Origin of the sequence: Pseudomonas sp. BIC9C (assembly GCF_034541995.1) — a bacterium.
Classification (GTDB): Bacteria; Pseudomonadota; Gammaproteobacteria; order Pseudomonadales; family Pseudomonadaceae; genus Aquipseudomonas; species Aquipseudomonas fluorescens_CC.
Genome location: NZ_JAWDGM010000001.1, coordinates 1,419,154 through 1,432,540, shown reverse-complemented (window position 1 = coordinate 1,432,540; position 13,387 = coordinate 1,419,154). Strand labels below are relative to the sequence as shown.

Below are 13,387 nucleotides of genomic sequence, written 5' to 3'. Positions count from 1 at the left end.
GCGTGCCCGAAGGGGCACGCCAGCCCCACCAAGCAAGCGCTTGGCTTGTCAAATCGAAATTTTCAGCCATCCTTGCCGGGCCGACGGGCGTCGGACTGGCGAAAGGACTGTTCCAGAGTGGCTGGCAGCTGCAAATCACACTTTAGAGGGATCAAGCGTTACTACCTGCTGGCTATAGTCCGCTCAAGGATTTTTAAGAACGGGGCAACCGCACAAACCGGGGCGATGCAACTTTGGAATGACTTTGGGATGCCGTGGCTCCCGGTTATCCACAGCGTTTTTAGAAGTGCTCACTGCCATAACAATAAAGTGCACATGGAGTAGCGTCGATGACATCAGTTAACCAGTTCTGGCGCCGGGCGAAACTGCCCTTGGCTGTCAGTCTTGCCTCTACGCTCGCCGGGCCAGCATTCGGCGTCAGTTTCAACGTAGGTGAAATCGAAGGTCAGTTCGACTCATCCCTGTCGATTGGTGCCAGCTGGTCTACTCAGCAGCCGAACAAGAACCTCATCGGTGTCAACAACGGTGGCAGGGGGCTGTCCCAGACTTCTGATGACGGTCACCTGAACTTCAAGAGCGGGGAAACCTTCTCGAAGATCTTCAAGGGCATCCATGACCTTGAACTGAAATATGGCGATACCGGTGTTTTCGTCCGTGGCAAATACTGGTACGACTTTGAACTGAAAGACGAAAGCCGTCCGTTCAAGGACATCAGTGACGACGGCCGCAAGGAAGGCGCCAAGTCCGCTGGCACTCAACTCCTCGACGCCTTCGTCTACCACAACTACTCCATCGCCGATCAGCCAGGTTCCGTGCGCCTGGGCAAGCAGGTCGTGAGCTGGGGTGAAAGTACCTTCATCGGCGGAGGCATCAACTCGATCAACCCGATCGACGTGTCTGCGTTCCGCCGTCCGGGTGCCGAGATCAAGGAAGGCCTGATCCCGGTCAACATGTTCTACATCTCCCAGAGCCTGACCGAAAACCTCTCGGCCGAAGCCTTCTACCAACTGGAGTGGGACCAGACCGTCGTCGATAACTGCGGCACGTTCTTCTCCCAGCCAGACATCGTTGCCGACGGCTGCGACAACAACCTGCGCGTGCTGAACAAACGCTCGCAAATTCCGGCCATTGCCCTGGGGCCTTTGGCCGCCAACGGCGTCGACGTCAACGAAGAGGGTGTTCTGGTGCGTCGTGGCCCCGATCGTGATGCCCGTGACAGCGGTCAGTGGGGCGCGTCCTTCAAGTACATGTTCGATCCGCTGGACACCGAGTTCGGCGCCTACTTCATGAACTACCACAGCCGTGCGCCGATCTTCAGCGCCACCGGTGCGCCGCAGTCGGTCTACAACACGGCAGCGGGACTCCCGGGCCCGTTCGCGGCACTCGGGCCACTGTTGGTGGCAGGTAATTCACAATACTTCATCGAATACCCCGAGGACATTCGCCTGTATGGCTTGAGCTTCTCCACCACCCTGCCTACCGGTACGGCGTGGAGTGGTGAGATCAGCTACCGTCCGAACGCTCCGGTGCAGCTCAATACCACCGACATCCTGTTCGCTGGTGTACGTCCTTTGGCCGGCCTGGGCAACGCGTCGCTGCTGTCCGCTGCACCGGGTACTGACCTGCACGGCTATCGCCGTAAAGAGATCACCCAGTTCCAGACTACCCTGACGCACTTCTTTGACCAGGTCATGGGCGCCAGCCGTCTGACCCTGGTGGGCGAAGTGGGCGTGACCCATGTCGGCGGGCTGGAAAGCTCCTCCGATGTCCGTTACGGCCGCGATCCGGTCTACGGCCCGGGTGAGTTGCCTGCTACCAACGGCCAAAATACCTGCGTGACGCTCAATGCCGCCACTATCCGCGGAGCCGGCCCGGGTACTCCGAGCAACAACCTCAGCCGCAATTGCACCAACGAAGGCTTCACCACCCCGACTTCGTGGGGCTACCGCGGTCGCGCCATCTGGGAATACAACGACGTGTTTGCCGGTGTGAACCTCAAGCCGAACGTTGCCTGGTCCCATGACGTGAGCGGTTACTCCCCTGGCCCTGGCGGCAACTTCGAGGAAGGCCGCAAGGCGGTGAGCCTGGGTGTCGACGCCGAGTACCAGAACACCTACACCGCGAGCCTGGCGTACACCAACTTCTTCGACGGCAAGTACACCACCGTGGATGACCGCGACTTCGTTGCGCTCAGCCTCGGCGTGAACTTCTAAGCACTGTTTCTCAGGACGAACGCACATATGAAAATAACAAAGAGTCTGTTCCACGCCAGTGTTCTGGGGCTTTCGCTGCTGGCGACCAGCGTCATGGCGGCGGTTCCCCAGGCCGAGGCCGACAAACTGGGCAAGAGCCTGACCCCGATGGGCGCCGAAATGGCGGGTAATGCCGACGGTTCGATCCCGGCCTGGAAGCCGATGCCGAAGAATGCCGGCACCGTTGACAGCAAGGGCTTCCTGTCCGATCCGTACGCCAGCGAAAAGCCGCTGTTCACCATCACGGCGCAGAACGTCGATCAGTACAAGGAGAAGCTCGCCCCGGGCCAGTACGCGATGTTCAAGCGCTACCCGGAAACCTTCAAGATGCCGGTGTACCTGTCCCACCGCGGTGCCACCGTGCCGGATGACGTGTTCGCCGCCATCAAGCGCAACGCCACCAACACCAACCTGGTGTCCGGCGGTAACGGTCTGGAAAACTTCGAAACGGCCGTGCCGTTCCCGATTCCGAAAAGCGGCGTGGAAGTCATCTGGAACCACATCACCCGCTATCGCGGGGGCAGCGTGACCCGTCTGGTGACCCAGGCCACACCACAGCCGAACGGTTCGTTCAGCCTGGTGTACTTCCAGGACCAGTTCGTGTTCCGCGACAAGATGAAGGATTACGACCCGAAAAACCCGGGCAACATCCTGTTCTACTTCAAGCAGAAAGTGACCGCGCCGGCACGTCTGGCCGGTGGTGTACTGCTGGTGCACGAAACCCTCGACCAGGTGAAGGAACCGCGCTCGGCGTGGGTCTACAACGCCGGCCAGCGTCGTGTGCGCCGTGCACCGCAAGTGTCCTATGACGGCCCGGGTACTGCAGCCGACGGCCTGCGTACTTCCGATAACCTGGACATGTACAACGGTGCACCGGATCGTTACGACTGGAAACTCGAAGGCAAGAAGGAGATGTACATCGCCTCCGACTCCTACAAGCTCGATGATCCGAAGCTCAAGTACGCCGACATCATCAAGGCCGGCCACATCAACCAGGACCTGGCTCGTTACGAGTTGCGTCGTGTGTGGCATGTGGTTGCAACCCTGAAGGAAGGTCAGCGTCACATCTACGCCAAGCGTGACTTCTACATTGACGAAGACACCTGGCAAGCAGCGGTGATCGATCACTACGACGGTCGCGGTCAACTGTGGCGTGTCGCCGAGGCCCATGCCGAGAACTACTACGACAAGCAAGTACCGTGGTATGCCCTCGAAGCCCTGTATGACCTGCAATCGGGTCGTTACCTGGCGTTGGGCATGAAGAACGAAGAGAAGTCGGCCTATGACTTCGGCTTCACCGCCACCACCAGCGACTTCACCCCGGCAGCCTTGCGTCAGGACGGTGTTCGCTAAGGTGAACTGAGTAGCGACGCAGCCTCTGAAAACGCCCCGACTGGTTCGGGGCGTTTTTTTTTGCTTGTAGACTTTTTGTAGCCATTTGTAGCAATTACCTTCATTCCCTATCCGTTTACGGCTAGTCTGCGGACATCTGCAACGCCGCCACCCGCAATTCAAACAAGAGCCGGCTATGACTGATTTGTCTACACCCCCAGGTTCTGCACACGTTGCCGTCGCGACACTCGACGGGCGCTTCTTCCGCCCGCCGTTGCCCGACGGCCATGTGCTGCGTCCACGTTTGTGCGAGCGGCTGAGTGCCGGGCTCGCGGGCAGGTTACTGCTGGTCAGCGCACCGGCAGGGTTCGGCAAGAGTTCGTTGGCGGTGGAGTTTTGTCAGGGATTACCAGAGCACTGGCAAAGTCTCTGGCTGGGGTTGAGCCCGCGAGACAGTGACCCGGGGCGTTTTCTCGAGCGCCTGCTCGAAGGCCTTCAGGACTATTTCCCGCATCTGGGCAGGCAGTCCCTCGGGCTGTTGAAAATGCGCCAACGCCATCAGCCGTTCGCATTCGAAGAATGGCTGGACGGCCTGCTCGACGAGTTGGCCGTACACCTGTCCACAGCGAAGCCATTGCTGCTGGTGCTGGATGATTACCATCTGGCCCAGGGGCCGGTACTGGACCGTTGCCTGCAGTTTTTCCTCAATCATCTTCCCGATGGTTTGCTGGTGATGGTCACCAGTCGGCAACGTCCCGACTGGCACCTGGCGCGGCTGCGGCTGTCGCGACAACTGCTTGAATTGCATGAACAGGATTTGCGCCTGACCCGTGACGAGGCCTTGAGCCTGCTCGACCGACACAGCAGTTCCTTGCGCGGTGAGGCACTGGAAAACCTGATCCAGCGCAGCGAAGGCTGGGTCGCGGGGTTACGCTTCTGGCTGCTGGCCGCTTCGGAGGCGGGCACCGATGGAACGCTGCCGCAATCCTTGCACGGTGGGGAAGGGCTGATCCGCGATTATCTGCTCGAAGAAGTCATTGATTGCCTGCCCGCCGAGGTCCAGTCGTTCCTCTATGACACGGCGCCCCAGGAACGTTTTTGCAGCGAACTGTGCGATGCCGTTCGCGACGCCCATGACAGCACAGAGATCCTGCGCTTCCTGTTGGCTCACCAGGTGTTCCTGGTGCCGCTGGACGAGCATGGCCATTGGTATCGTTATCATCACCTGTTTTCCGATCTGTTGCGTACTCGGCCGACTTCCCAGTCGATGGTCCCGGCCGCCAGCCTGCACCTGCGTGCCTGTCGCTGGTTCAATGCCCAGGGACTGCTCGATGAGGCCGTGGAGCAGGCCTTGCGTGCCGGACACCTGGACGTTGCGGCGAACCTGGTGCAGAACCTCTCCGAAGAGCAACTGCTGGCCGAGCAGAATGTCGGCATGTTGCTGCGCTGGAAAATGGACTTGCCTGACAGCTTGCTGATTAGCACCCCGCGACTGATCGTGCTGTATAGCTGGGCGCTGGGGATGGCTTGCCAACTGGATGCCGCCGAGGAGCTGGCCAGCCATTTGAGCCGCTTCCTGCCCGCTCCGTCGGCCACCGCCCAGAAGTCCATGCTGGCTCAATGGCTGGCATTGAGCGGCATCATTGCCCGTGGGCGCGGCAACCGCGAACTGACGTTGCGGTACTGCCGCGAAGCGTTGGAAAGTCTTCCTTCCAAGCGTTACGGCCAGCGCCTGATGTGCCTCTCGACCCTGTCCAACCTGGCCATTGCCGACGGTGATTTGTGGCAGGCACGGGGGCTGAACCGCGAATCGCTGGAGCTGGCGCAACGGGTCGGCAACCCGTTGTTCGAAGCACTGGCGCACTACGACCGCGCCCGGGTGTTGCAAGCGCGCGGAGAAATCTGTCGGGCGCTGGAAGAGGTCCGTCAGGGCATGCAGCGCCTGCAGAGCCTGTCGGCGCAACGGCTGTATGCGGTTCGTGCCCGGCTGACCTTGTACGAAGGCTTTTTGCTGGCCCAGCGCATGCAGCCGCAATTGGCCCGGGTGCGCTTGCAGGCCGGGTTGAGCGAGGCGCGCGCCTGTCGTGACATCAGCGTGCTAATCGGCCACTGCGTGATTGCCAGGCTGGAGGGCAGCAGCGGCGAGTTCGCCAAGGCCTTTGCCGAACTCGCCGAAGCCGAACGGCTGATGCACATCTGGGACGTTCCGCCGATCTACTACCTGGCGATGATCACCCTGGTCAAATGTGAACTCTGGCTGGCCCAGGGGCGCACCGATCTGGCCGAAGCCTGGCTGGCGCGTCTGGGCCAGACCTATAACGGCGAAAACGGGGCAGCACCTCCAGAGTTCCACCCGCAATTGCCGCTGCATATCGAATTGCAGCAAGCCTTGCTGGATGCCATCCAGGGCCAACCGATGCTGGCTGAAGGGCGTTTGAATGCGCTGCTTGAACATGGCCAGCAAAGCGGTCGGCAGATGCTCAGTGCCATGGCGCTGACCCAGAAAGTGGCGTTATTGCTGGGCACCGGACGGGAGCCGGAAGCACGCAAGGCACTGGTTCAGGCACTGGACGTCGCCGGTGGAGGGGTGCTGCAACCCTTTGAGTGCCTGCTGGCCGAGTACCCGGACTGGCTGCGTGGGCAACTGCAACTTTATCCGCCAACCCCCGTTTCCCTGAGTCTCAGTGAAAAATTGCCGGCATTGGCTGCCCGTTCCGGCCTGGAGTCCAGCGTGGCTGCGGAGCAGCTCAGCACGCGGGAATTGGCGGTATTGCGATTGATTGCCCAGGGCTGTTCAAACCAGGAAATCAGCGATCAGCTGTTTATCTCCCTGCACACGGTCAAGACCCACGCCAGTCACATCAACAGCAAGCTCGGGGTCGAGCGGCGTACTCAGGCCGTGGCGCGGGCCAAGGAGTTGGGGGTGCTGGATTAAGGATTTTTCACGATACAGATCGCGGCCATTGGCTGGATACTCAATTGTGCGAAAATCGCTCGTCCCCGTTTGTCGAGCAGGCCCCGATGTCCCAGCAACCCACCCTCATCCGCGAAACCTTCCCTGTTGGCCCCTTGCAGTGCAACTGCACAATCATCGGCGATCCGGTGACGAAAAAGGCCGTCGTTGTCGATCCGGGTGGCAATCATGAGCTGATCCTGGCGCGTCTCGATGCCCTGGGGCTGAAAGTGGTCTGCATCATCCATACCCATGCCCACCTCGATCATTTCCTCGCTTCCGGTCAACTCAAAGAGAAAACCGGCGCGACGCTGCATCTGCACAAGGAAGACCAGTTTCTGTGGGACAACCTGGAAATGCAGTGCCAGATGTTCGGTGTGCCTTATACCCCGGTGCCGTCACCGGATCGCTGGCTGGCCGATGATGAAGAGCTGGCCTGCGGTTGCGGCGTGGCGCTGCACACGCCGGGTCATACACCGGGCTCCATGAGCTTCTGGTTTTCCGAGGCTAAGCTGCTGATTGCCGGCGACACGCTGTTTCGTCGCGGAGTCGGGCGCACGGACTTGTGGGGTGGCGACCAGGCGACCATAGTGCGTTCGATCAAGCAGCGTTTGTACACCCTCGACGAAGAGGCGACGGTGGTAGCCGGGCATGGTCCGGACACCCGTCTGGGCGATGAAATGCGCGAAAACCCGTTTGTACGGGCCTGATTTGTAACGAGCGGAATTTTTATTCCAGGAAGTGATCCAACGCCCGCAAAGGCTTATGCCTTGGTCCGTTGCACCACAGAATGCAAAAAAGTAGGAGCTTTACATGTTCACCACGCGTCGTTTGATTATTGTCGCTACGGCTGTGGCCGTTTTGTCCGGTTGTGCCTCGCCTAACCCTTACGGCGGTCAGGGCCAGGCTCAGGGCCAGGCGGATAGCGGTTCCGAAGGCATGAGCAAGACCGCGAAATACGGTGGCCTCGGCGCGCTGGCCGGTGCGCTGGCCGGTGCTGCAATCAACCACGATAACCGTGGCAAGGGCGCACTGATCGGTGCGGCAGTGGTCGGTGCTTCCGCCGCCGGTTACGGCTACTACGCCGACCAGCAGGAGAAAAAGCTGCGCGCCAGCATGGCCAACACCGGTGTTGAAGTGCAGCGCCAGGGCGACCAGATCAAGCTGATCATGCCGGGCAACATCACGTTCGCTACCGATTCGGCGAATATTGCTTCAAGTTTCTATCAGCCGCTGAACAACCTGGCGGGCTCGCTGAAAGAGTTCAACCAGAACCAGATCGAAATCGTCGGCTATACCGACAGCACCGGCAGCCGCCAGCACAACATGGACCTGTCCCAGCGTCGTGCACAAAGCGTGGCAACCTACCTGACCTCGCAAGGTGTCAGCGGTACCAACCTGAGCGCTCGCGGCGCCGGTCCGGATAGCCCGGTTGCCAGCAACGGCGACGCCAATGGCCGGGCGCAGAACCGCCGTGTAGAGGTCAACCTCAAGGCGATTCCGGGTCAGCAATATGGCGGTGAGCAGCAGGGCACAGTTCAGCAGTACCCATAAGCGTCTGACTGAATCCCGGGCAAAAAAAACCGTTCGGTCCTTATAGGCCGAGCGGTTTTTTTGTGTCGTTGACTCCGGCCCCATCGCGAGCAGGCTCGCTCCCACAATTGATCTTCAATAGACACAAATCCTGTGATCGAAGAAGAGCCCAGTGGGAGCGAGCCTGCTCGCGATGGGGTCAGAACGGGCAAAGAAGAGTTCAAAAACGAAAAAGCCCCCGGACAATCACTTGTCCGGGGGCTTTTTATCGCGCGATACCTGATTACTTCTTCAGGCCGTAATGCTCATCGAGCATGCCCGGCGCGTTCGGGGCTTTTGGTGCGTAGTCGCGAGGCGGTTCCTGATTGCGCGGCGGCGTCAGGCGTTCCCGTGGAGCCTGCGCCGCATCGGCGTGCTGGGGAGGCCAGCAGGCGTTGGCGAGTCTGTTCGTCCAGGGCCAGGCGGTTGGCGCCCTCGGCGAGATGATCCTGCACTTCCTGGTAGCTCGCAGTCAGTTTCTTGACCAGCGTTGCAGTGCTGTTGAAGTGGGTCACCACTTCGTTCTGATAACTGTCGAAACGTTCCTGAATGTCGTCCAGCTGACGTTGCGTGCTGCTAGGCGCGGCATTCGGCGCAAGGCGAGCGATCAGAAACCCAATGGCGACACCCACAACCAGGGCAAGAGTCGGTAACAACCAAACTAAGAGCGAGTGTTCCACGAGTCCTTCCTCTATAAACGGCTTTGCTTTACGTTAACGGCTCGAACCTGCGCTGTATACCGCGATTCACTCGCAATAGACAGCCACAGACAATTTGCTAGACGAGTCGACCCGATTCGAGGTCACGGAGTTCCTTCCTTGCTTATGCGCGAAACCCCTGTAGTGATTGATGGCCCGGTCGGCCAACTGGAAGCACTGTACCTGGACAACGAGCAGCCGCGCGGCCTGGCGCTCATCTGCCATCCGAACCCGGTGCAAGGCGGCACCATGCTCAACAAAGTGGTCTCGACCCTGCAGCGCACCGCGCGCGACGCCGGACTGATCACCCTGCGCTTCAACTATCGCGGCGTCGGTGCCAGCGAAGGCTCCCACGACATGGGCACCGGTGAAGTCGATGATGCCCAGGCTGTCGCCGAATGGTTTCGCGCCAGACACCCGCAATTGCCGCTGACCCTGTTCGGTTTTTCCTTCGGCGGTTTTGTTGCTGCAAGCCTTGGCGGGCGCCTCGAGGCCAAGGGCGAGCAGCTCAAGCACCTGTTCATGGTCGCGCCAGCGGTCATGCGCCTCGGCGATCAGGATCAGTTGCCGCAGCACGGCGAACTGACCCTGATCCAGCCGGAAACCGACGAAGTGATCGATCCACAAGTCGTTTACGAATGGTCCGACGAGCTCGAACGCCCCCATGAGCTGCTGAAAGTGGCAGAATGCGGACACTTTTTTCATGGCAAGCTGACCGATCTCAAGGATCTGATCCTGCCGCGCCTCTCGAATTGATTGCAGTCTGACAAGCGATTACCCATGACGACTCGTACCCGTATCCTCACCGGCATCACCACCACCGGCACGCCGCACCTGGGCAACTACGCTGGCGCCATCCGCCCGGCGATCCTTGCCAGCCGTGACAGTAATACCGATTCGTTCTACTTCCTGGCGGACTACCACGCCCTGATCAAGTGCGATGACCCGTTGCGCATCCAGCGCTCGCGCCTGGAAATCGCCGCGACCTGGCTGGCCGGTGGCCTGGATGTCGATCGCGTGACCTTCTACCGCCAGTCCGACATCCCGGAAATCCCCGAACTGACCTGGCTGCTGACCTGCGTCGCCGCCAAGGGCCTGCTCAATCGCGCCCACGCCTACAAGGCTTCGGTGGACAAGAACGTCGAGACCGGCGAAGACCCGGACGCGGGCATCACCATGGGCCTGTACAGCTATCCGGTACTGATGGCCGCGGACATCCTGATGTTCAACGCACACAAGGTGCCGGTCGGTCGTGACCAGATCCAGCATGTGGAAATGGCGCGGGACATCGGCCAGCGTTTCAACCACCTGTTTGGCCAGGGCAAAGAGTTCTTCACCATGCCCGAGGCGTTGATCGAGGAGAGCGTCGCCACGCTGCCGGGCCTGGATGGCCGCAAGATGTCGAAGAGCTACGACAACACCATTCCGCTGTTCAGCAGCGCCAAAGAGATGAAGGACGCGATTTCTCGGATCGTCACCGACTCCCGCGCGCCGGGCGAAGCCAAGGACCCGGACAATTCGCACCTGTTCACCCTGTTCCAGGCGTTCGCCACCTCGGCGCAGGCCGACGAGTTCCGTAGCGAACTGTTGCAGGGCCTGGGTTGGGGCGAGGCGAAGAATCGTTTGTTCCAGCTGCTGGACGCCGAACTGGGCGAATCCCGCGAGCGTTACAACCAGCTGATCGAGCGTCCGGCGGATCTGGAAGACATCCTGCAACACGGCGCGAAAAAGGCCCGTGCGGTGGCGACACCGTTCCTCAACGAACTGCGTGAAGCGGTGGGCCTGCGTTCCTTCGTTGCCCAGACTCAAGTGGCGGCGACCACCAAGAAGAAAGCCGTGAAGGCTGCGCGTTTTGTCAGCTTCCGCGAGGACGACGGCAGTTTCCGCTTCCGTCTGCTGGCGGCCGATGGCGAACAACTGCTGCTGTCGCGCAACTTCGCCGATGGTAAAACCGCCGGACAGGTGACCAAGCAACTGCAAGCGGGTCAGGCATTGGACGTGCGTAGTGACGAACTGGGCTTCAGCGTCTGGCTCGAAGGCCAGTGTGTTGCCGACAGCCCGACCTTCGCCGACAGCGCCGCACGCGACGCGGCCATCGAAGCCTTGCGCATTGCCCTGACACCGGTTCAGGAATAAACAACGGTTCGGCCCGACCAAGGGCCGATTGCCATTCCTCCGGGCCGTCGCTACAGTGTCGGCCCGTTTTTGTTGCCTTGCTAACGAATTATGACGCCCCTAGAACGATATCAAGCTGATCTGAAACGCCCGGAATTCTTCCATGACGCCGCGCAGGAAACCGCCGTGCGTCATTTGCAGCGCCTGTACGACGACCTGGTCGCGGCCGAGCAAAACAAGCCGGGCCTGCTGGGCAAGTTGTTTGGCAAGAAGGATCAGGCCCCGGTCAAGGGCTTGTATTTCTGGGGCGGCGTAGGTCGCGGCAAGACTTACCTGGTGGACACCTTCTTCGAGGCGCTGCCGTTCAAGGAAAAGTCCCGTACGCACTTCCACCGCTTCATGAAGCGCGTGCACGAAGAGATGAAAACCCTGGGCGGCGAGAAAAACCCGCTGACCATCATCGCCAAGCGCTTTGCCACCGAAGCCCGGGTGATCTGCTTCGATGAGTTCTTCGTCTCCGACATCACCGACGCCATGATCCTGGGCACTCTGATGGAAGAACTGTTCAAGAACGGCGTGACCCTGGTCGCGACGTCGAACATCGTGCCGGACGGCCTGTACAAGGACGGCCTGCAACGCGCGCGCTTTCTGCCGGCCATTGCGCTGATCAAGCAGAACACCGAGATCGTCAACGTCGACAGCGGCGTCGATTATCGTCTGCGCCACCTCGAACAAGCGGAGCTGTTCCATTTCCCGCTCGACGAAGCGTCCCACGAAAGCCTGCGCAAGAGCTTCCGCGCGCTGACGCCGGAATGCACGGCAGCGATCGAGAACGACGTGCTGATGATCGAAAACCGCGAGATCCGTGCTCTGCGCACCTGTGACGACGTGGCCTGGTTCGACTTTCGCGAACTGTGCGACGGCCCGCGCAGCCAGAACGACTACATCGAGCTGGGCAAGATCTTCCATGCCGTGCTGCTCAGTGGTGTCGAGCAGATGAGCGTCACCACCGACGACATCGCCCGCCGCTTCATCAACATGGTCGACGAGTTCTACGACCGCAACGTGAAGCTGATCATTTCTGCCGAAGTCGAGCTTAAGGATCTGTACACAGGCGGTCGCCTGAACTTCGAATTCCAGCGGACCCTGAGTCGTCTGCTGGAAATGCAGTCCCACGAATTCCTGTCTCGGGCGCATAAGCCTTAAGACGATTCAGAAAATAATAAGGGTCTGCAGATGCAGGCCCTTTTTTTATGCGCCAAAGATAACCTGTGGGAGCGAGCCTGCTCGCGAAGGCGATTTAACATTCAGCGCTCAGTCGACTGTCATATTGCTTTTGCGAGCAGGCTCGCTCCCACATTTGCTTGGTGTTTGGCTTGAAATCTACGCCGCTTGTTGGAACTGCTGCCGATACTGGTTCGGCGACAACTCCGTGTGCTGCCGGAACAGCCTGGCGAAGAAGCTCGCATCGTCGTAACCGACTTCGTAACTGATGGTCTTGATGCTCTTGCGACTGCCGGACAGCAAGCCCTTGGCGGTTTCGATACGCAGGCGTTGCAGGTAATGCAGCGGCTTGTCGCCGGTGGCGGTCTGGAAGCGGCGCATGAAGTTGCGGATGCTCATGCCGTGTTCGCGGGCGACGTCTTCGAAGCGGAACTTGTCGGCGAAGTGTTCTTCGAGCCAGTGCTGGATCTGCAGGATGATCACGTCCTGGTGCAGCTTCTGGCCACCAAAACCGATGCGTCCCGGCGAGTAGCTGCGCTGCACCTCATACAGAATGTCCCGCGCTACGGCCTGGGACACATTGGCACCGCAGAATCGCTCGATCAGGTAAATGTACAAATCGCACGCCGAGGTGGTGCCGCCGGCACAGTACAGGTTGTCGGCGTCGGTCAGGTGCTTGTCCTGATTGAGCTGAACCTGGGGGAAGCGTTCGGCGAAGGCATTGAAGAAGCGCCAGTAGGTGGTCGCTTCCTTGCCATTGAGCAGCCCGGCTTCGGCCAGCCAGAAAACACCGGTGGCCTCGCCGCACAGTACTGCTCCGCGCGCATGTTGCTGGCGCAGCCAGGGCAGGACTTGCGGGTAACGTTTGCAGAGGCTGTCGAAATCGTCCCAGAACGCGGGAAGAACGATGATGTCGGCGTTTTCCAGGCCGCCATCCACCGGAATCGTCACATCGCTGAAGGTGTTGACCGGTTTGCCATCGGGGCTGACCAGGCGGGTTTCGAACGCCGGTGTCAGGCCCTGGCCCAGCTGTTTGCCGTAGCGCAGGCTGGCGAGGTGGAAGAAATCCTTGGCTTGCATGAGGGTGGAAGCAAAAACCCGGTCGATGGCCAGGATGCTGACGCGCCGCAGGGGCGTGGAGGCTTGGTTAGACATAATTCAACTTTATTTTTATAGGGGGAAGTGGTCACCAGACGGCTGGATCGTCTTATTTTTTGTCGGATGTGTCCAGTGTCCTGTAT

The 13,387-nt window shown here is 60.1% G+C and carries 9 protein-coding genes and 1 pseudogene; 8 read left to right on the top strand and 2 right to left on the bottom strand.

What is annotated here, in order from left to right; all coding sequences use genetic code 11:
• Positions 1–329 precede the first annotated feature (329 nt).
• The 5 genes from RS887_RS06645 (at position 330) to RS887_RS06625 (ending at position 8,091) form a co-directional block, all read left to right on the top strand.
• Positions 330–2,213: a DUF1302 domain-containing protein gene (locus RS887_RS06645; RefSeq protein WP_322614809.1), complete on the top strand. Its 1,884-nt coding sequence runs from the start codon at positions 330–332 to the stop codon at positions 2,211–2,213.
• Positions 2,214–2,240: 27 nt separating this feature from the next.
• The gene (locus RS887_RS06640; RefSeq protein WP_322614808.1) at positions 2,241–3,605 is read left to right on the top strand and encodes a DUF1329 domain-containing protein; all 1,365 of its coding nucleotides are present in this window, start codon (positions 2,241–2,243) and stop codon (positions 3,603–3,605) included.
• A gap of 175 nt (positions 3,606–3,780) precedes the next feature.
• Positions 3,781–6,519, top strand: a complete 2,739-nt coding sequence (locus tag RS887_RS06635) for a LuxR C-terminal-related transcriptional regulator (protein ID WP_322614807.1) — start codon at positions 3,781–3,783, stop codon at positions 6,517–6,519.
• Between the two features lie 86 nt (positions 6,520–6,605).
• Entirely contained in the window at positions 6,606–7,247 is a 642-nt protein-coding gene (locus tag RS887_RS06630) for an MBL fold metallo-hydrolase (RefSeq protein ID WP_322614806.1), read from the top strand.
• 103 nt (positions 7,248–7,350) lie between these two features.
• Positions 7,351–8,091, top strand: coding sequence for an OmpA family protein (locus RS887_RS06625; protein WP_322614805.1), 741 nt, complete (start codon positions 7,351–7,353; stop codon positions 8,089–8,091).
• A 262-nt stretch (positions 8,092–8,353) separates the two neighbouring features.
• Here the strand turns inward: RS887_RS06625 and RS887_RS06620 are convergent.
• A pseudogene (locus tag RS887_RS06620) lies at positions 8,354–8,789 on the bottom strand (YhcB family protein).
• A gap of 144 nt (positions 8,790–8,933) precedes the next feature.
• Here RS887_RS06620 and RS887_RS06615 point away from each other — a divergent pair.
• From RS887_RS06615 to zapE, 3 genes are all read left to right on the top strand, one after another.
• Positions 8,934–9,563, top strand: a complete 630-nt coding sequence (locus RS887_RS06615) for an alpha/beta hydrolase (RefSeq protein ID WP_322615268.1) — start codon at positions 8,934–8,936, stop codon at positions 9,561–9,563.
• Positions 9,564–9,587: 24 nt separating this feature from the next.
• Complete coding sequence (locus RS887_RS06610; protein WP_322614804.1) at positions 9,588–10,943, top strand: tryptophan--tRNA ligase; 1,356 nt, start codon at positions 9,588–9,590, stop codon at positions 10,941–10,943.
• A 90-nt stretch (positions 10,944–11,033) separates the two neighbouring features.
• On the top strand, positions 11,034–12,128 hold the full coding sequence (zapE, locus tag RS887_RS06605) for a cell division protein ZapE (protein WP_043302216.1): 1,095 nt from the start codon (positions 11,034–11,036) through the stop codon (positions 12,126–12,128).
• A 177-nt stretch (positions 12,129–12,305) separates the two neighbouring features.
• Here the strand turns inward: zapE and RS887_RS06600 are convergent, their stop codons facing one another.
• A complete protein-coding gene (locus tag RS887_RS06600; protein ID WP_322615267.1) occupies positions 12,306–13,226 on the bottom strand; it encodes a GlxA family transcriptional regulator in 921 nt (306 codons plus the stop codon).
• Positions 13,227–13,387: the final 161 nt, after the last annotated feature.